Annotated in this window: 17 protein-coding genes and 1 pseudogene; 6 read left to right on the top strand and 12 right to left on the bottom strand. The window is 68.4% G+C overall.

Features of this window, described 5'->3' with window-relative positions; all coding sequences use genetic code 11:
* Positions 1 to 4: 4 nt before the first annotated feature.
* From glgB to glgA, 4 genes are all read right to left on the bottom strand, one after another.
* Positions 5 to 2203 (bottom strand): 1,4-alpha-glucan branching protein GlgB, encoded by a 2199-nt coding sequence (gene glgB, locus ACM1PE_RS11940; protein ID WP_419343379.1) that lies wholly within the window; start codon positions 2201 to 2203, stop codon positions 5 to 7.
* On the bottom strand, positions 2200 to 5553 hold the full coding sequence (gene treS / locus ACM1PE_RS11935) for a maltose alpha-D-glucosyltransferase (protein ID WP_306632645.1): 3354 nt from the start codon (positions 5551 to 5553) through the stop codon (positions 2200 to 2202). The genes glgB and treS overlap by 4 nt, the downstream gene beginning before the upstream one ends.
* 18 nt (positions 5554 to 5571) lie before the next feature.
* A complete protein-coding gene (locus tag ACM1PE_RS11930; protein ID WP_419343833.1) occupies positions 5572 to 8604 on the bottom strand; it encodes an alpha-1,4-glucan--maltose-1-phosphate maltosyltransferase in 3033 nt (1010 codons plus the stop codon).
* Positions 8605 to 8778: 174 nt separating this feature from the next.
* Positions 8779 to 10335 (bottom strand): glycogen synthase GlgA, encoded by a 1557-nt coding sequence (gene glgA, locus ACM1PE_RS11925; RefSeq protein ID WP_419343376.1) that lies wholly within the window; start codon positions 10333 to 10335, stop codon positions 8779 to 8781.
* 160 nt (positions 10336 to 10495) lie between these two features.
* Between glgA and ACM1PE_RS11920 the strand changes: the two genes are divergently transcribed.
* The 4 genes from ACM1PE_RS11920 (at position 10496) to ACM1PE_RS11905 (ending at position 14090) form a co-directional block, all read left to right on the top strand.
* On the top strand, positions 10496 to 12268 hold the full coding sequence (locus tag ACM1PE_RS11920; protein ID WP_419343374.1) for a thiamine pyrophosphate-requiring protein: 1773 nt from the start codon (positions 10496 to 10498) through the stop codon (positions 12266 to 12268).
* A 44-nt stretch (positions 12269 to 12312) separates the two neighbouring features.
* The gene (locus ACM1PE_RS11915; protein ID WP_306632649.1) at positions 12313 to 12513 is read left to right on the top strand and encodes a hypothetical protein; all 201 of its coding nucleotides are present in this window, start codon (positions 12313 to 12315) and stop codon (positions 12511 to 12513) included.
* Positions 12514 to 12559: 46 nt separating this feature from the next.
* The gene (locus ACM1PE_RS11910; protein ID WP_059376048.1) at positions 12560 to 12898 is read left to right on the top strand and encodes a DUF883 family protein; all 339 of its coding nucleotides are present in this window, start codon (positions 12560 to 12562) and stop codon (positions 12896 to 12898) included.
* Between the two features lie 82 nt (positions 12899 to 12980).
* Positions 12981 to 14090 (top strand): DUF748 domain-containing protein, encoded by a 1110-nt coding sequence (locus ACM1PE_RS11905; RefSeq protein WP_419343371.1) that lies wholly within the window; start codon positions 12981 to 12983, stop codon positions 14088 to 14090.
* Here the strand turns inward: ACM1PE_RS11905 and ACM1PE_RS11900 are convergent.
* The 5 genes from ACM1PE_RS11900 to ACM1PE_RS11880 all read right to left on the bottom strand — a co-directional run bounded on the left by ACM1PE_RS11900 (position 14080) and on the right by ACM1PE_RS11880 (position 18443).
* Positions 14080 to 15111 (bottom strand): lysylphosphatidylglycerol synthase domain-containing protein, encoded by a 1032-nt coding sequence (locus ACM1PE_RS11900; RefSeq protein WP_419343369.1) that lies wholly within the window; start codon positions 15109 to 15111, stop codon positions 14080 to 14082. The genes ACM1PE_RS11905 and ACM1PE_RS11900 overlap by 11 nt on opposite strands.
* On the bottom strand, positions 15108 to 16301 hold the full coding sequence (gene clsB / locus ACM1PE_RS11895) for a cardiolipin synthase ClsB (RefSeq protein ID WP_059376057.1): 1194 nt from the start codon (positions 16299 to 16301) through the stop codon (positions 15108 to 15110). The genes ACM1PE_RS11900 and clsB overlap by 4 nt, the downstream gene beginning before the upstream one ends.
* Positions 16298 to 17065, bottom strand: coding sequence for an endonuclease/exonuclease/phosphatase family protein (locus tag ACM1PE_RS11890; protein WP_059376059.1), 768 nt, complete (start codon positions 17063 to 17065; stop codon positions 16298 to 16300). The genes clsB and ACM1PE_RS11890 overlap by 4 nt, the downstream gene beginning before the upstream one ends.
* Positions 17066 to 17187: 122 nt before the next feature.
* Positions 17188 to 17901 (bottom strand): MgtC/SapB family protein, encoded by a 714-nt coding sequence (locus ACM1PE_RS11885; protein WP_119449206.1) that lies wholly within the window; start codon positions 17899 to 17901, stop codon positions 17188 to 17190.
* Positions 17902 to 18080: 179 nt separating this feature from the next.
* Positions 18081 to 18443, bottom strand: coding sequence for a hypothetical protein (locus tag ACM1PE_RS11880; RefSeq protein ID WP_118932419.1), 363 nt, complete (start codon positions 18441 to 18443; stop codon positions 18081 to 18083).
* Between the two features lie 736 nt (positions 18444 to 19179).
* Between ACM1PE_RS11880 and ACM1PE_RS11875 the strand changes: the two genes are divergently transcribed.
* Positions 19180 to 20757 carry a TerC family protein gene (locus tag ACM1PE_RS11875; protein WP_059376066.1) on the top strand — a complete coding sequence of 526 codons (1578 nt, stop codon included), beginning with the start codon at positions 19180 to 19182 and terminating at the stop codon, positions 20755 to 20757.
* 9 nt (positions 20758 to 20766) lie between these two features.
* A pseudogene (locus tag ACM1PE_RS11870) lies at positions 20767 to 22140 on the top strand (spermidine synthase); the annotation flags it as partial.
* Positions 22141 to 22184: 44 nt separating this feature from the next.
* Here ACM1PE_RS11870 and ACM1PE_RS11865 read toward each other — a convergent pair.
* The 3 genes from ACM1PE_RS11865 to ACM1PE_RS11855 form a co-directional block, all read right to left on the bottom strand.
* Complete coding sequence (locus tag ACM1PE_RS11865) at positions 22185 to 22625, bottom strand: hypothetical protein (protein WP_059376072.1); 441 nt, start codon at positions 22623 to 22625, stop codon at positions 22185 to 22187.
* A gap of 218 nt (positions 22626 to 22843) precedes the next feature.
* Positions 22844 to 23482 (bottom strand): FMN-dependent NADH-azoreductase, encoded by a 639-nt coding sequence (locus tag ACM1PE_RS11860; protein ID WP_419343366.1) that lies wholly within the window; start codon positions 23480 to 23482, stop codon positions 22844 to 22846.
* The gene (locus tag ACM1PE_RS11855; RefSeq protein WP_419343364.1) at positions 23479 to 23952 is read right to left on the bottom strand and encodes a GNAT family N-acetyltransferase; all 474 of its coding nucleotides are present in this window, start codon (positions 23950 to 23952) and stop codon (positions 23479 to 23481) included. The genes ACM1PE_RS11860 and ACM1PE_RS11855 overlap by 4 nt, the downstream gene beginning before the upstream one ends.
* Between the last annotated feature and the right edge of the window lie 24 nt (positions 23953 to 23976).

Below are 23976 nucleotides of genomic sequence, written 5' to 3'. Positions count from 1 at the left end.
GCGTTCAACCTTCGTAGAGCAGAAAAAGGGTGGATAGCGGCGGCAAGGTCAAGGACAAGGCCTGGGGCTGCCCATGGGACGCGCTGAGGCCGGTGCTGGCGCCGCCCTGGTTGCCCTGGCCGGATCCGCCGTAGTGCGTGGCGTCGGTATTCAGCCTTTCCGCCCAGCGGCCGGCCCGAGGCACGCCGATGCGGTAGTCATGCCGCGCCACCGGCGTGAAATTGGCGACCGCGAGCACATGATGGACGCCGTCGCTGCGGATGAATGCGACCACGCTGTTGTCCCGGTCGTCCAGGATCGTCCAGGCGAAGCCCGCCGGATCGGCATCCAGCGCATGCAGCGCCGGCACTCCGCGGTACAGGCCATTCAGGTCGGCAACCAGCCGCTGTATGCCCAGGTGGCCGGGGCGGTCCAGCAGCTCCCAATCCAGCGGGACGTCATGGTTCCATTCCCTGGGCTGTGCCATTTCGCCGCCCATGAAGAGCAGCTTCTTGCCCGGATGGGCCCACATGAAGCCGAGGTAGGCGCGCAGGTTGGCGAGCTTGGCGGCCGCGTCGCCCGGCATCTTGGCCAGCAGCGAGCCCTTGCCGTGCACCACCTCGTCGTGCGATAGAGGCAGGATGAAGCGCTCGCTGTACGCATACACCATGCTGAAGGTGATGTCATGGTGGTGATGCTTGCGGTGCACGGGGTCCTCGGACAGGTAGCGCAAGGTGTCGTGCATCCAGCCCATGTTCCATTTGTAGTGAAAGCCCAACCCGCCGTCGCTGACCGGCGCGGTGACGCCGGGCCAGGCCGTCGATTCCTCGGCGATCATGATGGCGTCCGGCACTTCATGTCGCACGATGCCGTTGAGCGCCTGCAGGAACTGCACCGCCTCCAGGTTTTCGCGGCCGCCGTAGCGGTTGGGGATCCATTGGCCGGGCTGGCGGCTGTAGTCGCGGTAGAGCATGGACGCGACCGCGTCCACTCTCAGGCCGTCGACATGGAAGCGCTGCAACCAATGCAGCGCGCTGGCGATCATGAAAGCCTGCACCTCCGTGCGGCCCAGGTTGTAGACCATGGTATGCCAGTCCGGGTGATAGCCTTCGCGCGGATCTTCGTACTCGTACAGCGCGGTGCCGTCAAAGCGGGCCAGGCCGTGCGCGTCGTCCGGGAAGTGCGCCGGCACCCAGTCCAGGATCACGCCGATGCCTGCGTGGTGGCAGCGGTCGACGAACCGGGCGAAGGCGGCGGGCGGACCATAGCGGGCCGCGGGCGCGAACATGCCCAGCGGCTGATAACCCCAGGACCCGCCGAAGGGGTGCTCCATGACGGGTAGCAGCTCCACATGGCTGAAGCCCATGGCGCGGGCGTAGGCCGGCAGCTTGTCGGCCAGCCGGTCCCAGATGCAGGCGCGCGAGTCCGGGTCGTCTGGCAGCCAGGAGCCCGCATGCACTTCGTAGATGGACAGCGGCGCGTCGGAGGATTGGCGCGAGCGCCGCTGCGCCATCCAGGCCTGGTCTTCCCACGGATAGCCGGCGCCGTCCTCCACCACCGAGGCCGTGGCCGGCGGCGCTTCGCTGCGCCGCGCCAGCGGATCGGCCTTGAGGCGCTGATTGCCGGCGCGGTCGGTGATGGCGAACTTGTAGCGTTCGCCGGCCTGCACGCCCGGGATGAAGATCTCCCAAACGCCGGCGCGGTGCCGCAGCCGCATGCCGTGCCGGCGGCTGTCCCAGGCGTTGAAATCGCCCACCACCGCCACGCGTTGGGCGTTCGGCGCCCATACCGCGCAGCGCAGTCCTGCCACGCCGTCGATTTCCATCAGCCGCGCGCCCAGGGCTGTGCCGACGCTGCGCCATGCGCCTTGCGCCAGCTCCTCCAGCGTGCCGTCTTCCAGCAGGGTGCCGAAGGCATAGGGGTCGGCGGTGATCTGTTCGGCATCGGGCCATTGGATCGCCAGACGGTACGAGCCGCCGTCGCCGGAGCGGGCTTGAGGAACGCGTCCAAGAAACAGTCCCTGGCCCTGTTCGCGCAAGGGGATGCGCGCACCGGCGCCGTCCAGCGCAGCGACAGCCCGCGCGCCGGGGACATACACGCGCACTTCTCCCTCGTGTGGCCCCAGGAAGGCATACGGATCGCTGTGCAGGCCGCAGGCCAGCGCAGCCAGTTCGACGGGTGAGGTGGCGCTGAGGCTGCCGCCTGCGGGCATGTCCTGGCTCATGATGACGCGTCCTCCTCATCCACCGCGGCCGACAGCAGCAGGCTGCGCGCCAGCTCCACCAGGGCGCACAGCGGTATCGAAATCCAGTCGGGGCGATGCGCGGCCTCATAGCTCACTTCATAGGCGGCCTTCTCCAGTTGCGCCAGGGCCAGCAGCGCGTCGTCTGCCGCAGGCGGGACAAGCGCCGTGGTGCGCGCATCGCGGTAGCCTTGCAGGAAGGCCTGGCTGGCGGTCTGGCGAAAGCGCGCCAACAGCAGGTCGCGCAGTTCCGCTGGCGCGACAGGCGCGCCCGGCGTTTCGCCCGCGCCGGCATTGGCGTCGGTCGGCGCGCCGCCGATGATGTCGCTGCGGGCGATCGAGGCGGCGGCATAGTCGAACGAACGCAGCATGCCCGCCACATCCTTGCAGGGCAAGGCGAGGGCGCGGCGCGCCTGCACGCTGCTGACGGGTTCGCCCTCGAAGTCGATCAGATAGGCGTCCGCCTGCGCCACCAGCACCTGCCCAAGATGGAAGTCGCCGTGCACGCGCAGGCGCAAGGCGCCGGTCTCGGCCTGCGCCATCGCCGCCACGCGCGCCGCCAGCCGGGAGCGGTGCTCGAAGTACCATTCGGCGCAGGCGCGCGAAGGGGCCTCCAGTTCGCCAAGTTGCGCACGCAAGTTCTTTTCCGCGCGTTCCAGCAGGCCCTGGACGTGCCGCGCGTGCGCATCGGCATCCGCCTGGCGGGCGGCGCGCGGCTGGAACGCGGGGTCGTCGGTGGCCTGCGACAGCAGGTTGTGCATCTGCGCCAGGCGCTCGCCCATGGTGGCGGCCATTGCGGCGTAGCCTTGCAGGTCCTGGGCGAACTCGTCAGGACTCTGGTTCACCAGCAGCGCATTGTCCAGCGTGCGCTTGAGCAGATCCAGCGTCCAGTTCCAGGCGTCGCCCTCGTTGGCGACATAGCGGTGCGCCACCGCCAGCGTATGGACCACGCCGTCGGCGTCCTCCCGTTGCACCTCGCCCAGCAGCGCCGGCATGTTGGCGTAGCCGGCGCGCGTCAGGTAGCGGGTCATCTCCAACTCGGGCGATCCGCCGGGCTGGACGGCGCGGATCAGCTTCAGTATCAGCTTGCCATCGACAACGACCGAGCTGTTGGACTGTTCTCCTGTCAGCCATTGCAGTTCGCCGTCCCCGGCGACCTCCAGGTCGGCCAGGCCTGCTTCGGGCAGGAAGCGGATGACCCCCGGCTTGTCGCCGGGCTTGCCGCCGCTGCGGCCGTCGAGCTCGCGGCCCTGCTGCATAGCCTGAACGACCGTGCGCACGAAACCGGGCTGCAGGAAGGCGTCCGCCAGCACGCCGACTTCCGCGCCGCGCCGCACCCGGGCGATCGCATACTGCACGGCGGCGGCCTCGTCCCAGACCAGCACGAAAGGCACCTGCGCGCGCAGGCCGTCGACGCCGTCTTCGGGCTCGACCTCGGCCCAGTAGTACTCGCCATCCGCGCCGGTGAACGGCGTGGCGTAGGCAAGGCGTGCGCGCGCCGGCGGCTGCTTGCCCGGATACCAGCGCTGGCGCGCCAGGTACTGGGGCAGCACTTCTCGCTCCAGCGTGGCGCGGGACGCGTCCGTCAAGGCCGCGCCGCCATGCGCGCGCAGCACCAGGGTGGTCAGCTCCGGCATCTGTTCGGGCGTGCTGGCATGCCAGTCGGGCGGGGCAGCCTGGTTGCTCAGGTCCAGCCAATAAAAGGCGTAAGGCGGCAGGGTCAGGAGGTAGGGCAGCTCGCCTACCGCGGGGAACGGCGTGCCGCCCAGCATTTCCACCGGCACGCGGCCGTTGAACTCCTGCAGTTGCAGTTCCACCGGCTGCGCGGCGTTGGACAGGTTGGCCACGCACAGGATGGTGGTGTCCTGCCATTGGCGCAGATAGGCCAGGATCTTCCGGTTGCCCGCGAAGATGAAACGCAAGGCGCCGCGTCCGAACGCATGGCTTTGTCGGCGCTGCGCCAGCAGGCGCCGGGTCCAGTTCAACAGGGAATGCGGATCGCGCTGTTGCGCCTCCACGTTCACCGCTTCATAGCCGTACAGCGGGCCCATGAGCACCGGTAGCGGCAGCTGTTCGGGGTCGGCGCGCGAGAAGCCGCCGTTGCGGTCGGGCGACCATTGCATCGGCGTGCGCACGCCGTCGCGGTCGCCCAGGTGCACGTTGTCGCCCATGCCCAGCTCGTCGCCGTAGTACAGCACGGGCGTGCCCGGCATGGACAGCAGCAGGCTGTTCATCAGCTCGACCCTGCGCCGGTCGCGTTCCAGCAGCGGCGCCAGCCTGCGCCGGATGCCCAGGTTGATGCGGGCGCGCGGGTCCGCCGCGTACACGTTCCACAGATAGTCGCGTTCGCGGCTGGTGACCATTTCCAGCGTCAGCTCATCATGGTTGCGCAGGAAGATCGCCCATTGGCAGGACGCGGGAATGTCGGGCGTCTGGCGCATGATGTCGATGATGGGGAAGCGGTCCTCCTGCGCGATCGCCATGTACATGCGCGGCATCAGCGGGAAATGGAAGGACATATGGCATTCGTCGCCGGCGCCGAAGTATTCCTGCGCGTCCTCCGGCCACTGGTTGGCCTCGGCCAGCAGCAGCCGGTTGGGATACTCGGCGTCGATCACGGCCCGGATGCGCTTGAGCACCTCGTGCGTTTCGGGCAGGTTTTCGTTGTTGGTGCCTTCACGTTCGACCAGGTACGGCACCGCGTCCAGGCGCAAGCCGTCCACGCCCATGTCCAGCCAATAGCGCATCACGGCCAGCACTTCCTTGAGCACTTGCGGATTGTCGTAGTTCAGGTCGGGCTGGTGCGAGTAGAAGCGGTGCCAGAAATAGGCGCCGGCCTCGGGGTCCCAGGTCCAGTTGGATTTCTCGGTGTCGCAGAAGATGACGCGCGTACCCGCATAGGCCTTGTCGTTATCCGACCAGACGTAGAAGTTGCGCGCGGCCGATCCTGGTTTGGCCGCCCGCGCGCGGCGGAACCAGGGGTGCTGATCGGAAGTATGGTTGACCACCAATTCGGTGATGACGCGCAGGCCACGGGCGTGGGCCGCGCGGATCAGCTTCCTCACGTCGGCCACGGTGCCGTAATCCGCATGCACCCCACGGTAGTCGGCGATGTCGTAGCCGTCGTCTCGGCGCGGCGAGGGATAGAAGGGCAGCAGCCAGATCGTGTTGACCCCCAGGCTGGAGATGTAGTCCAGCTTGGAGATCAGGCCGGGCAGATCGCCCACGCCGTCGCCGTTCGAGTCGAAGAATGACTTGACGTGCAGCTGATAGATGACCGCATCCTTGTACCAAAGGCCGTCGTCCTGGAGAGGTTGGGTTTCACTGATCATGGCAATGGGCGCGCGGCGTCATCCATGCAGCGACAAGCGCCACACGCGATAGGGTTGATCGGGATGCAGCGTCAGTTCGCGGATCTGCCCCTGCCATGGCTCGCTGCGTTCAGCCAGCAGGTCTTCTGCGATCAGCCGGCCCGTGTCGGCCTCGCCGAACAGCCAGAATGGCGCCTCGATGCGCGCCGCCTGCGGCTGGAAGGGATCCAGGCTGATGACCGCGAGGATGAAATTGCCGCGGCCTGGCGTGGACTTGCAGAACGCCAGCACGCGGTCGTTGCCGCTATTCGCCAGGGTCAGGCCCCGATGGCTCTGCAGGGCCGGGTTGGCGCGCCGGATCTGGTTCAGGCGGGTGATCTCCGCGCGGATGTTGCCCGGCGCAAACCAGTCGCGCTGGCGCAACTCGTACTTCTCGGAGTCCAGGTACTCCTCCTTGCCCGGCAAGGCGGCCGACTCGCACAGTTCGAAGCCGCTGTACATGCCCCACAGGCCGGACCCCAGCGCCGCCAGCGCAGCGCGTATCAGAAAGCCCGGGCGGCCCGAGGACTGCAGGAAGTAGGGGTTGATGTCCGGCGTGTTGACGAAGAAGTGCGGCCGGAAGAAATCGGCGGCGGGCGGCGTGGAGACTTCCTCCAGATAGGCCTCCAATTCCGCCTTGTCATTGCGCCAGGTGAAGTAGGTGTAGGACTGGGTGAAGCCGATCTTCGCCAGCCGGTACATCATCTTGGGCCGGGTAAAGGCTTCCGACAGGAAGATCACGTCGGGATGCTGCGCGTGGACCTCCGCGATCAGCCACTGCCAGAACGGCAGCGGCTTGGTATGCGGGTTGTCGACCCGGAAGGTGCGCACGCCATGCTGCACCCAGAACAGCACCACGTCGCGCAGGCCGCGCCACAGGGTCAGCTTGCGCGCGCGCCGGGCGACGGCGCCGTAGAAGGCGACATTGACAATGTCCTGGTACTTCTTCGGCGGATTCTCGGCATAGCGCAGCGAACCGTCCGGACGCCACAAGAACCAGTCCGCGTGCCGCGCCAGCCAGGGATGGTCCGGGGAGCACTGGATCGCGAAGTCCAGCGCCACTTCCATGCCGTGGGCGCGGGCCGCGTCCACCAGCCGCAAGAAGCCGTCCAGCCCGCCCAGCAGCGGTTCAACCGCATCGTGCCCGCCGTCGGCAGAACCGATGGCATAGGGACTGCCCACGTCGCCGGGCTCGGCGCGCAGGCTGTTGTTACGCCCCTTGCGGTTGCGTTGCCCGATGGGATGGATGGGCGGGAGATAGAGCACGTCGAATCCCATCTCGCGCACGTCCGGCAGCCGCGCAATGACGTCGTCGAAGGTGCCATGCTGGCCGGGCAGCGCGGATTGCGAACGCGGAAACAGCTCATACCAGCTGGCGTGGCAGGCCTGGCCGCGATCCACCCAGACCGGATAGGGCGCGGGGCTGACGTATTCGAAAGGGCGGTCGTCCAGTTCGCGCATGGTGCCGGCCAGATCCTCGTCCAGCAGTGCATCGATCTGTTGCGGTGTGGGCGGGGCCGGTTCGTCTTCGGCGGCCTTGCCGAATCTCTGCAGCGTGTTGCGCAACGTCATGGCGCCGGGGTGCGAGGCGTTGCGGGCGCGCGCCAGCGCCGCGCGCAGCATCAGCAGGCCTTCCTCCACTTCCAGGCGCAGGTCCACGCCGGCCTGGTGTTTCACCTCGAAGTCATGGCGGAAGGTCTGCCAGGCGTCCAGCCAGGCATGCACCACGAACTCGTGCGGCCCGATGCGGCGCGGACGGAACGAAGCTTCCCAGCGGTCGTTCAAGCCGCGCGTGAAGGGCGCTGCGCGCCACGAACTTTCGTCGGCCGCGCGCCAGCGCAGTTCGGCGGCCAGCAGTTCATGGCCGTCCATGTAGATGTCGGCGCGCACCGGAATCCGCTCATGCGGGATGCTCTTGATGGGGAAGGCGCCGCCATCCACCGTGGGGCTGACCTGCTCGACCACGATGCGCTGGCTGGCGGCGCCGTCCTGGCGGCGCGCCACATGCCGCGAAGCTTCGCGCACGGGATGCGTGGGTTCGAGCAGATACATGGCGCAACCCGCGGGCGCAATGGCATTGCCTTGCGGCGCCAGGCCGTCCGGCACGCCTTCGGACAGGAAATCGGCCGGCGGCAGCAGCGGCGCCAGCGCGTCCCAATCCACGCTTGCCTCCTCCGTATCCGACGGATTGAGCGCCAGGACGGCGGTACCGGCCGCGCATTCGCGCAGCAGCAGGGTGCAGTGGCCGTCGCGCCCGCCGGCCAGACGCAGCGGGCCGCGCAATCCGGCTTGCGCAAACCAGCGATTGGCCTCGGCTACGTCGGGCAGCCGGGCATCGTCCTCGCCATCGAACATCAGGACATCCGCGCATAGCGCCGCGGCCCAGGCGCCGCGCTTGTCCGGGACGTCGCGCGGCGGCGCGGCAATGACGGGTGCAATGGCGCGCAGCCTGCGGTCTTCCTCCGCCAGCCAGCCGGATTTGCAGTCCCACCAGGGCAAGGACGAGCACAGGCCGTCCAGGCCCGCGCCGCGCAAGGCCGCCAGCGACTTGGGCGTCAGTCCCTGCGCCCAGGCAAACAGTTGCGCGGCGCGATCCGGACCGCGCAACGCCACCGCCAATGCCGCCCAGTCCTGGGCCGGCAGGCATTGCGGCGCATGGAAGACGTAGCCTGCGGCGCCGCGTTCGAACCAGCGCCGCAGCCGTTTGCTCCAGGTCTCCACAAAGCCGGGCGGCGGCGGCCCCGGACGCAAGTGCAGCGCCTCGCGCACGTCGGCGCTCATGCGCGGATCGCGCGCGGGGTTTTCGGCGGGCGGTTGGTACCAGCCGGGGCCAGCCGTGTCGGCTACGGCGCCGATGGCGCAGCGGTCCATGACGATGTCGAGGTACAGGGCCAGACCATGTTCGGCGAGCTGCCCTGCGGCCTGCTCGATCCAGTCGGCCATGGGCACGCGCCCGCCTGCCAGCTGCGCGCTGTCGGCATCCAGCGGGGCGGGCGAGGCGCTTTCCGGCCCCTGCAGCCAGGGCGCCGGCATCAGCAGGGCATTGAATCCGCGTTGCCGCAAGTGTGAATAAAGGCGCGGCCCGATTTCGCCGCCACGGGCGCAGGCGTCCCCGCTTGCGCCGCCACGGGCGTGGTAGAGGCGCAAGGGAGCGTGCGGATGGGTTGGCGGGGCTGTGGGCACCTGCGGTTCCTCCTGTCGGGGCGCCTAGACGGCGGGCGCGGGCAACGGCCCGCCAGAACGCTGGCCAGCGCGCAAAGTGGCTACCTCGGCCGCGGCAGGCACGCGGGGTCTCCTGCCGGTATCGGCCAGAGAGCGGTAGAGCTCGGCGTAGGGCGCCGCGGCGGCGCGCCAGCTGAAATCCGCGTTCATGGCGTTGCGCTGCATGGTGCGCCAGAGCATGGCGTCCTCGCGCAGGCGCAGGGCGCGGGCGATGGCCGCATTCATGGCCGCGGGGTCGTCGCCGTCGAACAGCAAGCCATTGGCGCCGGCCATTGCCGAGAGCGGCGCGCGCGGCCCGGGATCGTCGATCGTATCGGCCATGCCGCCCACCCGCGAACCTATCGGGATGGATCCGTAGCGCATTGCATACAGCGGCGTCAGGCCGAAGGGCTCGAAGCGGCTGCCGTGCAGCAGCATGTCGGAGCCCGCGTGCAGCCGGTGGGCCACCGCCTCGTCATAGCCGATGCGGGTGGAGCAACGCCCGGGAAAGCGCACGCACAGTCGTTTGAGAGCTTCTTCCAGGCGGCGGTCGCCCTGGCCGAGGATCGCGACCTGCAGGCGCGGGTGGCGATCCAGCGCCTCGGGCAAGGCCTGCGCGGCGACGTCCGCCATCTTCTGTTCCGTCAGGCGGCTGCCCATCGCCAGGAGCACGGCTTCGGCATCTTCATGCAAGCCGAACTCCCGCTGCAGGGCCGCCTTGCAGCGCGCCTTGCGGGCCAGGTCGCGCGCCGAAAACCGCAATGAGCCCAGATGCGGATCGCGCACCGGATTCCACACCATGTTGTCGATGCCGTTGGGGATGGCCACCAGATCCGCGGCGCGCCGCCGCAGCAGCCCCTCCAGTCCGCAGCCAAAGGCGGGCGTCAGGATTTCCCGGGCATAGGTATGGCTGACGGTGGTGACGCGGTCGGCGTAGCGGATACCGGCCTTGAGGAAATTCAAGCGGCCCCAGGCGCCGGCGGCTTCGTCGTTGCGGTAGCGTTCAGGTATGCCCAGGGAGGCGGCGCATTCCATCGGGAACTGTCCCTGGAACGCCAGGTTGTGGATGGTCATGATGCTTTTGACGTCGCCCGGGCCGTATTCACACAGCAGCAGCGGTACGAGTCCGGCGTGCCAGTCGTGCGCATGCAGCAATTGCGGCCGCGCGATGCCGGGCAAACCGCCCGCCACGCGCACCGCCGCATGGGCCAGCGCCGCGTAGCGCAGCGCATTGTCGGCGTGCTCGCAACTGTTTTCGTCCAGATAGATGCCAGGGCGGTCATAAAGCGCGTCGTTCTCGAGCAGCAGGAAGTCCAGCCCCGACTGGGCGCAATGCCCGGCGAGGAGCCGGGCTTCCCCTCCCGGCAGATTGTGCAGTGGCGCCACCACCCGCAAGCGCTCCAGCCGCTGGCGCACGCCGCGGTAGGCCGGAAGCAGCACCGTCACGGGCACGCCGGCTTCGCACAGCCCGCGCGCCATGCCCGTGATGGCGTCCCCCAGGCCGCCCGTCTTGGCCAGGGGAAACGCTTCACCCGCCACTACCAGGGTTCGAATCTTTGTCATGCCAACTCCCGTTCAGGCGGATCGTCGAGCGCGTCCGCCGCTGGGGCTTTCATCCGCAAGCGCCGTGCCTGCGCCGGCACCGGCGCAGGCGGACACGGCCGGGAACGGTAATTGCTGGTCTGGGCGTTCTGTCGAATTGCGGGAAAACGCGGAGCATCGAATGAAGACTGTGGCGGACTTTGTGCTGGAACGGCTGTCGCAATGGGGGGTCAGAAGGATCTACGGCTACCCCGGAGGCGGTATCAACGGCCTGATCGGCGCCTTCGGCCGCACCCGTGAGCCGTTGGAGTTCGTCCAGGCCCGCCACGAAGAATCCGCGGCGTTCATGGCCTGCGCCCACGCCAAGTTCACCGGGCAGGCCGGGGTCTGCCTGGCGACCTCCGGTCCCGGCGCCATCCATCTGCTGAATGGCCTGTACGACGCCAAGCTGGACCATCAGCCCGTCGTGGCCCTGGTCGGCCAGCAGGCCCGCAGCGCCCTGGGCGGCGACTACCAGCAGGAAGTCGACCTGATCAGCCTGTTCAAGGACGTGGCGCACGATTACGTGCAGATGGCCGCGACCGCCGAACAGGCGCGCCACATGATCGACCGCGCCATGCGCATCGCCCTGGAGCGGCGCAGCGTGACCTGCGTCATTTTTCCAAACGATGTGCAGGATTTGCCGGCGGTGGAGACGCCCGCCCGCGAACATGGGACCGTGCCGACGGGCATAGGCTTGACCTCGCATGCCGGCGTGCCGGGCGAGGCCGCCTTGCGCAATGCCGCAGACATCCTCAACCACGGCGAACGGGTCGCCATGCTGGTCGGGGCGGGCGCGTTGCAGGCCGGCGCGGAAGTGCGCCAGACCGCTGAACTGCTGGGCGCCGGCGTGGCCAAGGCGCTGCTGGGCAAGGCGGCGGTACCCGACAGCCTGCCGTACGTCACGGGCTGCATCGGCTTGTTGGGCACGCAGCCCAGCTGGGACATGATGAACGAGTGCGACACCCTGCTGATGGTGGGCACGTCGTTTCCGTACTCGGAGTTCCTGCCGCCGCCAGGACAGGCGAGGGCGGTGCAGATCGATCTGGACGGCCGCAAGCTCAGCCTGCGCTATCCCGTGGAACTTGGCTTGGTCGGCGACAGCCGGTTGACCCTGCAGGCCCTGATTCCCTTGTTGCAGCCCAAGACCGCGCGCCGCTGGCGCGAACGCATCGAGGGCAAGGTCGCGCGCTGGCACGAAACCGTGGAGGCGCGCGCAATGGTGCAGGCCCGGCCGCTGAATCCGCAACGTCCCTTCCTGGAACTATCCAAACGGCTGCCGCCGCGCAGCATTCTGACCTGCGACTCGGGCTCGGCGGCGAACTGGTATGCGCGCGACATCGCCATGCGCGATGGAATGATGGGCTCGGTATCGGGTGGCCTGGCCACCATGGGCTGCGGCGTGCCTTATGCGCTTGCCGCCAAGCTGGCGCATCCGGAGCGGCCCGTCATCGCGCTGGTCGGAGACGGCGCCATGCAGATGCTGGGCATGAACGAGCTGATCACCATCGCCCACCGCTGGAAGGACTGGGCCAACCCGACCTTGATCGTCATGGTCCTGAACAACGGCGACCTCAATCTGGTCACCTGGGAGCAGCGCGTCATGGGAGGCGACCCCAGGTTCCCGGATTCGCAATGGCTGCCCCGGTTTTCGTACGCGGAGTATGGCCGCCTGTTAGGCCTGGAAGGCATACGGGTGGACAGTCCGGACGCCGTGGGAGACGCCTGGGACCAAGCCCTGGCGGCGACCCGTCCGGTCGTGCTGGAAATGGTGACCGACCCCGAGGTGCCACCCTTGCCGCCGCACATTCCGGCCAAGCAGGTGGCCGCGTACTTCCAGGCGCTGCGCAAGGAAGAGGGCGGCGCGGCAGGCGCGGCCTTGCGCGCGACCATCAAGCAATGGTGGGCGGGATGAGGCCGCGGCCGCATCGATCGCATTCTGTCGTTCAGGAGCATGCCATGACCAAGACCAGACCTTCCGGGCCTTCCCGGCCCGCGGACCCCAAACCGCCAGGGCCGGAGCAGCATCCCGCCGAACAGCCCACCCCCGACCCAGGCCGGCACGAGACCGACCGGCACGGCCGTTGGCCGCCCGACAGCCTGCCCAACCCCATGCCCGGACTGGATCCCCAGCAGACGCCGGGGATCGACAGGCTTTGAGGAACCGCGGCCTTCTGCCGCACATGTTTTTTCACAAGGAGCACGTATGAACAAGCACCACGGATTGCGGGACATGTTTCAACCCGCCGACAACAACACGCGCACGGTGCGCGAACTGATTGCCGGCACCGAGGCGCTCTTGCGCAGCACGGCGAGCTATAGCGGTTCCGAGATCGAAGCTGCGCGCGACAGCCTCAAGCAGCAGCTCGAAGCCGCGCGCGAGCACGCCAAGGGCTGGGAGCGTGCGGCCTGGGAGCGCGCCCGGCATGCTTCCCATGCCGCCGACGAGTACGTCCATGAAAACGCCTGGAAGAGCCTGGCGGGCGCGGCGCTGATCGGCGTGCTGGCGGGCGTGTGCCTCATGGCCGACCATAAACGCCGCTGAGCGCCTAATCCTTTTTGCCCATTGATAGGGCGGGGCGTTTCCAGGACCATGCTCGGATTGCGCCGCAACACCGGAATCCACGATGAACCTCGACCCAACCGCGCCACGCCGCAAATCGCCATGGGGGAAAGCCTTGGCGGTCGTGACCCTGGTTGCGGCGGTGGGCGTCGTGCTGGCGTTCGCCGCCTTGCGCATCGCCGAGCAGCGCATCGCCAACATGTTGGGTCCGCGCGGCGAGGTGGGGCAGGTCGACATCGGCTATCGGCAGGTGATCCTCAAGGACGTGACGATATCCGGCGGCACGGGCCAGGCAGGAGCCCGCGCGCGGCACGTGATCCTGGAGCCGGACTGGTCTGCCTTCCTGCGCCATGAGACGGTCTTCAAGACCGTCATCATCGAAGGCTTCGACTTCACCGTGGTGCGCCGGGCCAATGGCGATATGGACATTGCGCCCGCGTTGCAGGCCTCGATGCGGGCGGGCGAAGGCGGCGACGGCCAGCCGCGCCGCAACATGCCTATCCGCATCGCGGAATTGATACTGCGCGACGGCCGGCTGGATTTCGAGGACGCCGCAGTCTCTCGGCCCGCGCATAGGATCCCGTTTTCGGGCGTCGAGGCGAGTCTGCGTCCGCTGACCATCCCCGGCGACGGCTCGCGCAGCGAGATGGAATTCTCCGGCAATGTCGAAGGCAACCGCAACGGGGCCGCCACGGTGCGCGCGCAGGGTTGGCTGGTGCTGGGCGGCACGGATGCCGACATCAAGGTGGCGGTGCGCAACATGGACATCCAGCATGCCGCGCCGTACCTGGCCGACAACGGCGCCACGTCCTTGGCCGCGGGCGCCATGGACCTGGACATGCGCACCGCCATCACCAAGCGACGGCTGCAGGCCACGGGCACCGTGGCCCTGCGAGGCTTGCGCTTCGGCGGCAACGGCGACCTGTTTTCACTGCCGCGCAAGGCGGTGCTGGCGGCGCTGAAGGACCAGAGCGGCACGCTGCGCTTCGATTTTTCCCTGGCAGGCGACCTCGACAATCCCAAGTTCTCCGTCGCGCGCGGCTTTACCGCCCAGGTGGCCCAGGGCTTCAGCCATGCGATCGGCGTGGGCGCCGAAGGTGCGGCCGAAGGCGTTACCGGCGCCGTGAAGGAACTGGGCAACGCCTTGTCGGACCTGCTCACGCCTAAGCCTTGAACGAGTGGCCGGCGTCGTTGCGGCGCCTGTCAGCCGCAGCCGGCCTGGGCTCAACTGCCGGTTGCGCGCGCCTGTGCCTCAGTTTCACCTCCAACGCGGCAAAGGCCGCCAGGGCCAGGAACAAGGGCGCGAACGCATAGAGCGCCCGGTAGGCCAGCGCCGCGCCCAGCACCTCGGCAGCAGGGATCCCGGGCGCGAGCGTGGCCACGAAGATGGCTTCCGTGGTGCCCAGTCCGCCCGGCACGCGGATGACCAGGGCCGCGAAGCTGGCGCAAAGCAGGATGCCAAGCACCGCAAAATAGCTGGCCTTGCCTTGCAGCAGCAGATGGATGATGGCCCCCATGATGGCCCACGACAGGGCCGCGACCACGCTTTGCGCCACCGCCATGCCGGCGCCGGGCAGCACCGCATGCTGTCCCATCCAGGTCCAGGTGCGCCGCTTCGCCCGTGCGCACACAGCCACGTAGCCTGCCGCCAGCAACAGCAACGCGACGCCGAGTGCACGCAGCAGGTGTGACCCGATGGCCCAACCCTGCGGCACGGACACCGCGCCCGCCGCGAACAGCGCGCCCGCGATCCACGCGTAGCCTATCCAGTTCGACACTGCCGAAAACAGCGTGACGCGCGTCGCCACCGACTTGCGGCAGCCCAGCCGCGCGTACAGCCTGAGGCGCGCGCCCAGGCCGCCGAGCAGCACGCCCAGGTTCAGATTCAGGGCATAGCTCATCATGGCCACGCCCAACACCTTGGGCCAGGGCAGGGTATGCCGGGTGTAGCGCTTGCTCAGGAGATCCATGCCGCCGTAGGTCAGGTAGCCCGCCACGACCAGTGCGGCGGCAGCGGCTATGGTCTCCGGCGGTATCCTACGCATGGCGATCCAGACCTGCGCCCAGTCTACCGAGCGGCCGAAGTAGTACAGCAGCGCCGCCACCAACGCCAACACGATCACCGGCAAGGCACGCTTGACCCGCGGCCAGCGGTGCCTCCACGCGCGCGTCAACGTGGAGCGGAACACTCTCATGCCGACTCCTGTTGCGCCTGGATAGGCAGCGACTTCAGGCGGGGCTTGTGCGCGGGCAGGCTGCCGGCCCAGGCGGGAAAGCGCCGCAGGAAATGGAATACCACCACGCCGATCCACAGCCGCCGCAAGCGCCGCCTGGACCCCTCGGGCAGCTCGATGCGCCGGCAATCCTGTTCGATGAGCCGGTCAAGGCTGCGGCGCAGCGCGGCGTTCAAACCGGCGTCGCGCGCCACCACGTTGGCTTCCAGATTGAGCGCCAGGCTGAGCGGGTCCAGATTGCTGGATCCGATGGTGCTCCAGTCTCGGTCCACGCAGGCAACCTTGCCGTGCAGCGGGCGCTTGCAGTACTCGTAGATCTCCACGCCCGCATCGATCAGGTAGTCATACAGCATGGACGCCGCCAGGCGGGCGACCAGCACATCGGGTTCGCCTTGCAGCAGCAGCCGCACGCGCACGCCGCGACGGGCGGCGTTGGCCAGGTCGTGCAGCAACTGATATCCGGGGAAGAAATAGGCGTTGGCGATCAGCACGTCCTCGCGCGCGGCGCGCACGCCGGCCCGGTAGTAGCGTTCGATGTCCGTCTGATGCTCGATGTTGTCGCGCACCACCAGGCGGCCGCCGCCGTCGCCTTCCGGCATGGGATCCAGGCGCGCCGGCCGCCGCCGCTTGCGGGTCCACGCGTCCACCGCGAGCGCCTCGCGCGCGAAGTCGGCGACGTCCGCGGCCAGCGGGCCTTCCAGCCGCACCGCATAGTCCTGCTTGGCTTGCGGCCCGTAGTCGGGCAGGTGGTCGGCGGAAAGATTGATACCCCCGACAAAGGCGACCCGGCGGTCGACCGCCACGATCTTGCGGTGCATGCGCCTGAACACATTGGTGCGCACGCCGAGCAAGCGCGGACGCGGATCAAACACATGCACACGGATGCCGCTTTCGGTCATGGCGCCGACGAAGGCGCCGTCCAGCTCGTCCGAGCCATAGCCGTCCACCGTCAGGTCCACGCTGACGCCGCGACGGGCGGCGGCGATCAGGGCGCGCTGGAACTCCTGCCCCACGGCATCGTCGAACAGGATGAAGGTTTCCACCAGCACTTCGCCGCGCGCCGCGGCAATCGCATCGAGCACGGCCGGAAAATACCCGGTGCCATTCTCCAGCAGCGTGTAGCGGTTGTTCTCGCGCCAGCGCAGGTTCATAGCGCGATCTCCGCGCAGATCGGCACATGGTCAGACAGGCGCGACCAGATCCGCGAGGCCAGCGGCACCGGCTGCCAGTCCCGGACGTTGCGCACATAGATGCGGTCCAGCCGCAACAAGGGCCAGCGCGCAGGAAACGTGCGGGCGGGGCGGCCCAGACGCGACGTGTAGACCTCGCGCGTGCCGCAATCCCGCATCAGCGAGTCGGCGCGCAGGCGCCAGTCGTTGAAGTCGCCTGCGATCAGCAGCGGTTCGCTGGCGGGTACGCCTTGCGCCACCAGTTCGCACAGGCGGCGCAACTGCTTGCCCCGGTGGCCTTCCAGCAGGCCCAGGTGCACGCATATCGCATGCACCGGCGTATCCAGCGAGGGCACCCGCAGCACACAGTGCAGGAGTCCGCGGCCCTCATGCCCATGCACGGTGACGTCATGGTTTTCGTGGCGTTCGATGGGATATCTCGACAGGAGCGCATTGCCATGGTGTCCCGCCGGGTAGACCGCGTTGCGGCCGTAGGCGAAATCGGTCCACAGCGAGTCCGCCAGGAATTCGTACTGGGACAGGGCAGGCCAGGCCTGATGCCGTTCGGCGTGCCCCTGGTGTTCTCCCAGCACTTCCTGCAGGAACACGATGTCGGGGCTCGCCATCCGCAAGGCTTCGCGCAGTTCATGCAGCATGAAGCGGCGGTTGAAGCTGGTGAAACCCTTGTGCGTGTTCACGGTCAGCACGGTCAGCGTGGTGGCATCGATGTAGCGGGAGGAGGGCATGGACGCTCCGGATGGGTCGATCCGGAAAGCGGAGCAATCCGCGTTCCCAAAACGTAAATAGGCGTAACTGCCGGGGCGGCGCTGGGATCCGGCCTCGGCGGCATTGCGCCAGGCGGGCAGCGCTACACGGTGCGGGCGGCCCAGAAGGCAGTGCGCACGGCGGGCGAGGCCGCGATGCTGGCGGTCACGCGGTCCAGGTCCAGCTCGTCGACCGAAGCCTCGCTCAACGCCGCCTCGATTTCGACTTCGTTCTCGCCGAACTGGTCGATCTTCAGTTCGGACAGGGGCAGCTGTTCGGTTTCGAGCACGTCTTCCAGCACCGTCATGGCCGCCTGCCGCTGCTCCACGTTCGCGATTACATGTATCACGGTCGTGACTTCGGTGGTCTGCGAGTCGACCGGCTGGCGGTTGACGTAGCTGACCACCGGACGCAGCAAGGTGTTCGCCGCCAGCACGAAGGCGGTGGCGGCAACCGCTTCCAGGATCAACGATGCGCCCGCGCAGGCGCCGATGGCGGCGGAGCCCCACAGCGTGGCGGCGGTGTTCAGGCCGCGGATGCTGCCGCCTTCGCGCATGATGGCGCCGGCGCCCAGGAAGCCCACGCCCGAGACCACGTAGGAAATGACGCGTGAGCCGCCATCGGCGCCGCCCACTCGGAACGCCAGGTCCACGAAGATGGCGGCGCCCACCGCCACCAGCACATTGGTGCGCAGGCCGGCCGTGCGTTGGCGGAACTGGCGCTCAAAGCCGACCACCGAGCCCAGCACGAACGCGGTCAGCAGGCTGACCAGGGTATTGGCCAGCGTGATGAATTGGATGTTTTCGAAGTTCTTCATCTTCTTCTCTCTTCTTCAGCATGTTATGGATGGGCGCGGGCGGGCTCAGGGCAGGCGCCAGACCGACGCCAGGACCAGCAGCAGTCCCGCCAGCCAGATCAGCGCCAGCAGGACGACGCGCGCAATCATCAGGGTTTTGTACGGATCTTTCATGACAGCCTCCTGGCCGCGAGTTGGCGTCAGGCGGGCAGCACGGCAATGGCCGCGCCGGACTCGCATTCCCAGTGCACTCGGCGCACGTCCGGGCTCTGGCCCAGCCGCAAGGCCACCGCGCCCAACAGATTGCGCAGATGCGGCGGGCAATGCAGCGTGACGACGGTGGATGCGAGCTGGTCCGATTCGGCGCGCGAAATCCGCACCGCCAGCACGCGCAAGTCCAGGTCGCGCAGTTCGTAGTAGAGCTGCTTGCGCAGCGCGTTGAGCGTGTCGCCCAGGCTCACGATGGTGAATTGATAGGTGGTAGGGGCCGTCTTGGACGCGGCCGCCATGGGCGCGGCCGCGCCGCTCCGGTCCAGGAAGGGCAGGAATTGCTTGATACGCATGATCGTCTCCTTAGCGGGGAGTACGGTGGCAGGTCCACGTGCATGCGCCGCCAGGCCGGTGCGCAGGCGCGCGCAACAAGGCGCAACGCATCGCGTCGGCAAGCAGTAGGGGAGAGGGCTGGCGGTCCCGTGTCGGGTACCGAAGAGCCGGGTCCTGGCTGTCAGACAGGACCGGCGCGGACTATTTCCGCGGATCCTGCGTCAAGCGGCGCTTGCAGTCGTGTTCCGACTACATCCGTCGTTGTCCACATTGATCTCTGGTGAGTTGAAGGTGCCCGCAGTATATCGTCGACCTAGGGTAAACACCAGTAAAAATGCCGCAAAGCAGCGTGCCCGCGGCATGGCATGCCTGGGCTTCGTCGGATGCGGGAGAGACCGGATTCATGTAGTATTCAGTTTCCCGTAAGAAAGAGAGCAAGGCGGGCGCTCTATCCGTTTGCTGCCCCGGCAGCCTGAGCCGTCCGCCATCTATGACTGAAGACCCACCCCCTAGCAGGGCGCCGCAAGCAAGCCGGCGCCCGATGCCCCATCTTCCCGCCACGGCCCGGGCGCGCAGCCCGCAAGCCGACTCCATGTTCGCCGCCGCGGCCACGCCGCGCCTGGGCGGCCGCGCTCCGCCGGCCGTCCTTGGGGCCGTTCGCGCCCGCACTGAGCCTCATGCCCGCATCCGCGGCGCATTCCCCTTGATCCTGGCCGGCGCCGCATGGCGCCCGGTCCCGATTTGCATGGAACCTCGATGATTTTCGATTGGATGTCCGACCCCACCGCCTGGCTGGGCCTGGCGACCCTGGTCGTGCTTGAAATTGTGCTGGGTATCGACAACCTGGTGTTCATCGCCATCCTGGCCGACAAGCTGCCGCCCGAGCAGCGCAACCGCGCGCGCCTGATCGGCCTGACGCTGGCGATGGTGATGCGCCTGGGCCTGTTGGCGAGCATCGCGTGGGTGGTCACGCTGACCGAACCCATGTTCACGCTGCTGGGCGCGGAGATCTCCGGACGCGACCTGATCCTGATCCTGGGCGGCCTGTTCCTGCTCTTCAAGGGCACCATGGAGCTGCATGAGCGCGTGGAAGGCAGCGCCGGCCACGAGCAAGGCCAGAAGCCGCAGCATGCCGTGTTCTGGCAGGTGATCCTGCAGATCGTGGTGCTGGATGCGGTGTTCTCGCTGGACTCGGTGATTACCGCCGTGGGCATGGTGCAGGACCTCAGCATCATGATGATCGCGGTGATCGTGGCCATGGCCGTGATGATGCTGGCCAGCCGCCCGCTGATGGCTTTCGTGGGCCGCCACCCGACGGTGGTGATCCTGTGCCTGGGCCTGCTGCTGATGATCGGCTTCAGCCTGGTGGCGGAAGGCCTGGGCTTCCACGTGCCCAAGGGCTATCTGTACGCCGCGATCGGCTTCTCGATCCTGATCGAGCTGTTCAATCAGCTGGCGCGCCGCAACCGCGTCAAAGGCACCCACGCCCTGGGCCGCCGCCAGCGCACCGCGCAGGCCGTGCTGCGCCTGCTGCGCGCCGGCCGTGCGGGGCAGGCCGCCGGCCAGGCCGACGAGGTGGCCGCGCTGGTCGACGGCGCGGACGGCGAACCGGCCTTCGCGCCCGAGGAAAGCACCATGATCGAACGCGTGCTGTCGATCGGCGGGCGGGACGTGCGTTCCATCATGGTGGCGCGCGGCGACATGGTCTGGCTGGACGTGGCCGATACGCCGGAGATCATCGTGCGCAAGTTCGGCAGCGGCCACTCGCGCCTGCCGCTGTGCGCGGGCGATCCGTCCAATGTGTTGGGCGTGCTGCACTTCAAGGACGTATTGCCGCTGTTGCAGAACCCTGGCCCGATCGATCTGGTGGAGCTGGCGCGCGAACCGCGCTATGTGATGGAAACCATGCCGGTGCTCAAGGTGCTGGATGAGCTGCGCGGTTCGCGCGAGCACATGCTGATCGTGGTCGACGAGCATGGCGTGTGCGAAGGTCTGATCACGCCCATGGACGTGCTGACCGCCGTCGCGGGCGACCTGCCCGAGCATCAGGAAGACCAGCCCGAAGCCTTGCAGCTGGCGGATGGAACCTGGCTGCTGGAAGGCCGCCTGGCCGTTGCGGAAGCCGCGCGCCTGCTGGACGCGCCGGACCTGGCCGAGGAGTACCCGGATGCCACGCTGGCGGGCTGCCTGCTGCGCGCCGGCGGCCGGATCCCCGAAGCCGGGGACGCGATCGAGTGGCGCGATTGGCGCTTCGAGGTCACCCGCCGCGACGGCCTGCGCATCGACCAGGTGCGCGCCAGCCTGATGCGGCAGGAGGCGCCGCAGGCCGGCTGATGTTGCAAGGCCGGCGCCGTACTCGCCGGCAACACGCTGGGCGGCATCGCGGGCACCTTGTTGACGGGATTCCTGCTGTTGCCCGCCCTGGGGCTGGTGCGCACGCTGAGCGTGCTGGCGGCCATCGCAGCGGCGGTGGGCGCCGTGGCGGCCTGGCGCGGAAGGTCGGATGGCCGCGCCGCCACTGGCTGGGCCACCGGCATCGCGGGCCTCGCCACGCTGGCGGTGGTCGCCATGCTGCCGGCAGACCAGTTTGCGCGGCTACTGCCCGGGGCGAGCGGCGCGGGCCTGGTGTTCTACGAGGAAAGCCATGGCGGCACGGTGGCCGTGGTCGAGCGCGCCGGCAACGGCAATCGCTTCCACCGGCTCTACATCCAGGGCGTATCGAACTCGGGCGACGCCATGCCTTCGCTGCGATACATGCGGCTGCAGGCGCTGCTGCCCTTGATCGTGCATGCGGGCGAACCCAGGTCCGCGCTGGTGGTGGGCTATGGCACCGGCATCACGGCCGGCGCCTTGTCGCAGTACCGCGGGCTGGAAAAGCGCGCGGTCGCCGAGCTGCTGCCGGCCGTGCTGCGCGCCGCGCCGCACTTCCAGGGCACGTTCCAGGCCGCCACCGATCCGGGCCTGGACAAACGGCTGCGCGACGGACGCCGCGAGCTGCAGGCCAGCGCCGAACGCTGGGACCTGATCACGCTGGAGCCGCCGCCGCCCTCGGCCGCGGGCGTGGTGAATCTGTATTCCCGCGACTTCTACCAACTGGCCGCAAGCCGGCTCGCGCCGCAAGGCATCGTGGCGCAATGGCTGCCGCTGCCCACGCAGAACGAGGACGACACCCGCGCGCTCATCGCCAGCTTCATCCAGGTCTTTCCGCATGCCCAGCTCTGGACCAGCGAACTGCATGAAATGCTGCTGTTGGGTTCGATGCAGCCGCTGACGCTGGACGCGGCCCGCATCCAGGCGCGCTACGCCCAGCCCGATACCGCCGCCGCGTTGCGGGCAGTGGGCGTACCATCGGCCGCGGCCTTGTTGTCCACCTGGGTCACAGACCGGGACGGCCTGGCGCGCTTTGCCGGCGATACCCCGGCCGTGACCGACGACCGCCCCGGCATCGAGTATGCGACCTGGGTCCGGCCGCGCGAAGTGGCGCGCGTCCTGCCCGCGCTGCTGGCCTTGCGCAGCGAACCGCCGCTGGTCGGCGCGTCCGACGCGCTGCGCGCCGACATGCAGCTGGAGCGGGCGCGGCTGGACACGTTCTACCGGGCTTCGCTGGCGGCCTATGTGGGGGATCGTGAAACCTGGGGCAGGGAAATGAACAAGCTGGCGCGCGACGACGGCGACAACGCCTACTACCGCTGGTTCATGCCCAGCGCCAGGCAGTAGGGCGTGGCTGTGCGAGTCTTGACGGCGGGCGCTGACTGCGGGTCTCAACTACATATGCGCCGCCATGGCGCGACCCCGTGGGGCGAGCAGTAGCCCGCGCAGGGCGTCGCCATCGACATGCCGCTCTGGCAGCGCAGGTCCGGCGCCCGTTCGCCATAAGGCACCATGCCCTGGCAATCGCATTGCGCCAGTCCTGCGCCGGACGGCAGCTTCCGAGGCGGCTCCGGCGCGGCGGCGCGTTCGGCCTTGGCCTTGGGCGTTGGTGCGGGCGGCGGCGCGTCGTCGGCGGCATCGGCGCGCTCGATCACGCCCCGGACCTTGGCCGCCGGCATGCTGCAGGCCTTGGCGATGGCATTGACCGTGCGGCCGTCGTTGGCCATGGACAGGATCTTCTTGTCAGCGCAGGCCGCCTCGGCGCGCGGCGCGGCGAGAACCCACAGCGCGAGCGCGGCGGCCAGGAAAATGCCGGGACTGGTCAGTGTCATTGCACGCCTCCTGCACCCATGCCCGAATGAGGATGTACGGCGTAGTCTGGTCAGGCGAGAGGGTTCTGGCCAAGAGCGTAGTGCCGGCTATTTGGAGGTGTCAACGCAGCCCGATTGCCTAATACTTCTTGCGGACGCGGGCCGGGCGCCGGCGCTATTCCTAAGCATGAGGCGGCTTGGTGCGCGCGCCATGATGCGCGGGCACCAGCCCGGCGCGATCAAGCTGCCGCGAACTCCGGATGCAATCCTGCCGCGAACGGATGCGCGACGACCTCCGATTGCGCCTGCGCGCGGGCCGCCTGCAACGCGTCCGCGCCGCGTGCGGTGCCTTGCACCGAGAAGAAGGTCACGTTCTTCAGCCCCATCGTACCCAGCACGTGCTGCAGATACGGCGTAAGGAAGTCCGGCTGGCTCTGTCCGTCGCAGCCGAAGTCGCCGCCCGAGGAGATCGCCACGTATACCGGGCGGTCCTCCAGGCTGCCTTCCTTGCCGCGGGCCGTGATCTGGAAGGTGCTGCGCACCCGCACCACGTGGTCGATCCAGGTTTTCAACGATGCCGGCACGGTGAAGTTGTGCATCGGGGTCGCGATGACGACATGGGTCGCGGCCTGCAGGGACTGGATCAATTCGGATGAGAGGCCCAGCGCGCCGCGATGCTCGCGTCCGTCCGTGGGGTCCTGGCGCGCGCTCAGTGCGGCCGCATAGTCGGAGTCGACCAAGGGCAGGGCAGTCGCGTCCACATCGACCACGGCCGCGCCCGGGGCGGCGGCGGTGAGCTGGTCGACGATGGCTTGCGACAGGCGATAGCTTTCGGAGGCGCGGCCGCGCGGGCTGCAGATGATGCGCAGGATATTCATGACGCGGAAGTTTCCAGGGATTTGCTGAATCGGATGGCGCTGGTCAAGAGACCGGCGCGGAAGTAGAAGCGCTGGGCCAGGGCGTTGCCCAGGCCGGTGTCGAGCACCAGGCGGGCGCAGCCGTTGTCACGCGCGGCGGTGTCCAGGGCTTGCAGCAGCCGGGCGCCCCAGCGTTCGCCGCGACGGCCGTTGGCCACCACCAGGTCGTCCACATACAGGAAGCGGCCGTAGATCAGGTTTTCCTGCAGGCGGTAGCCGGCCAGCGCGACGGCTTGGCCCTGGTCCATGGCGGCCAGCAGCCGGTAGCCATCGGCGCGCATGCGGCTCACGCGCTCGATGAAATCGGCGTCTTCCTTCAGATGAGGCCTGAGTTCGCGCATGAGCGGCAGGCAGGCCCGCAGATCCTGCGGGCTTTCGATGTGTTGCATGGTGGCTTCGGTCATGGATGCACTAGCGGTGTCGGGGTTCATGTGCAGTCATGTTAGGAGCCGCAT

The organism is Achromobacter sp. PD1 (genome assembly GCF_048541815.1).
GTDB classification, from domain to species: Bacteria; Pseudomonadota; Gammaproteobacteria; order Burkholderiales; family Burkholderiaceae_B; genus Achromobacter; species Achromobacter bronchisepticus_A.
Note: the sequence above shows the minus strand (reverse complement) of the source record. Positions and strands in the feature narration are given on the sequence as shown.

Bases quoted from the DNA above. Each gene is read 5' to 3' on its own strand.
- treS (WP_306632645.1), bottom strand. From the start codon at position 5,553: ATGATCAGTGAAACCCAACCTCTCCAGGACGACGGCCTTTGGTACAAG.
- ACM1PE_RS11900 (WP_419343369.1), bottom strand. From the start codon at position 15,111: ATGAGAGTGTTCCGCTCCACGTTGACGCGCGCGTGGAGGCACCGCTGG.
- glgA (WP_419343376.1), bottom strand. From the start codon at position 10,335: ATGACAAAGATTCGAACCCTGGTAGTGGCGGGTGAAGCGTTTCCCCTG.
- ACM1PE_RS11905 (WP_419343371.1), top strand. From the start codon at position 12,981: ATGAACCTCGACCCAACCGCGCCACGCCGCAAATCGCCATGGGGGAAA.
- glgB (WP_419343379.1), bottom strand. From the start codon at position 2,203: ATGAGCCAGGACATGCCCGCAGGCGGCAGCCTCAGCGCCACCTCACCC.
- ACM1PE_RS11875 (WP_059376066.1), top strand. From the start codon at position 19,180: ATGATTTTCGATTGGATGTCCGACCCCACCGCCTGGCTGGGCCTGGCG.
- ACM1PE_RS11920 (WP_419343374.1), top strand. From the start codon at position 10,496: ATGAAGACTGTGGCGGACTTTGTGCTGGAACGGCTGTCGCAATGGGGG.
- ACM1PE_RS11915 (WP_306632649.1), top strand. From the start codon at position 12,313: ATGACCAAGACCAGACCTTCCGGGCCTTCCCGGCCCGCGGACCCCAAA.
- ACM1PE_RS11910 (WP_059376048.1), top strand. From the start codon at position 12,560: ATGAACAAGCACCACGGATTGCGGGACATGTTTCAACCCGCCGACAAC.
- ACM1PE_RS11860 (WP_419343366.1), bottom strand. From the start codon at position 23,482: ATGAATATCCTGCGCATCATCTGCAGCCCGCGCGGCCGCGCCTCCGAA.
- ACM1PE_RS11930 (WP_419343833.1), bottom strand. From the start codon at position 8,604: ATGCCGGCGCCCTGGCTGCAGGGGCCGGAAAGCGCCTCGCCCGCCCCG.
- ACM1PE_RS11865 (WP_059376072.1), bottom strand. From the start codon at position 22,625: ATGACACTGACCAGTCCCGGCATTTTCCTGGCCGCCGCGCTCGCGCTG.
- ACM1PE_RS11890 (WP_059376059.1), bottom strand. From the start codon at position 17,065: ATGCCCTCCTCCCGCTACATCGATGCCACCACGCTGACCGTGCTGACC.
- ACM1PE_RS11880 (WP_118932419.1), bottom strand. From the start codon at position 18,443: ATGCGTATCAAGCAATTCCTGCCCTTCCTGGACCGGAGCGGCGCGGCC.
- ACM1PE_RS11855 (WP_419343364.1), bottom strand. From the start codon at position 23,952: ATGAACCCCGACACCGCTAGTGCATCCATGACCGAAGCCACCATGCAA.
- ACM1PE_RS11885 (WP_119449206.1), bottom strand. From the start codon at position 17,901: ATGAAGAACTTCGAAAACATCCAATTCATCACGCTGGCCAATACCCTG.
- clsB (WP_059376057.1), bottom strand. From the start codon at position 16,301: ATGAACCTGCGCTGGCGCGAGAACAACCGCTACACGCTGCTGGAGAAT.